Here is a 547-nt window from a genome sequence, read left to right on the forward strand (position 1 = left end):
GCCTCTTTCAAGCGCCATTGCCCTTTACCATCGTAACCACCCAATGCACTTTTCAGCACCATAGGCATGCCAACATGTTCAATTGCGCGTTCAAAATCTTCACGTGTCTCAATCACGTAGTACTTTGCATTACGCACACCAGCATTATCGAGTAGCGCTTTTTCAACACGGCGGTCACCGCCTGCTTTGATGGCTGCGGTACTAGGGAGGAACTTGCCACTTAATTCACAGATGTCGAGTACATCGTGAGGAATATGTTCGAATTCTGCGGTGATCGCATCCACTTGTTCAATGGCATTTTCCAAACCATGACCAAGCACCTGTTGGGTAAGAGGATGGACAACGTTACCGCTACCGACATCGTAAGCCGAGATTTGGATGTTCAGTGGTGCACCAGCCAGAGACATCATGCGAGCCAACTGACCTGATCCGAGAACCAGTACATGCATCTGATTAATCCTCAGCTGGATTTGGGTTAGCCAGTACGGTTTCCGTCTGTTCATTGCGGAACGCTTCTACCTTCGCCATGATGCTTTCGTCATGAGTA

Annotated in this window: 1 protein-coding gene and 1 pseudogene; both read right to left on the reverse strand. The window is 48.8% G+C overall.

Features of this window, described 5'->3' with window-relative positions; all coding sequences use genetic code 11:
• Positions 1–449: ATP-grasp domain-containing protein (locus R7190_RS29900; RefSeq protein ID WP_318138212.1), on the reverse strand; the 449-nt coding region annotated here is incomplete at its 3' end.
• Between the two features lie 4 nt (positions 450–453).
• Positions 454–547: pseudogene (locus tag R7190_RS29905) on the reverse strand (phosphoribosylaminoimidazole carboxylase, catalytic subunit); the annotation flags it as partial.

The organism is Vibrio sp. 1078-1 (assembly GCF_033340475.1).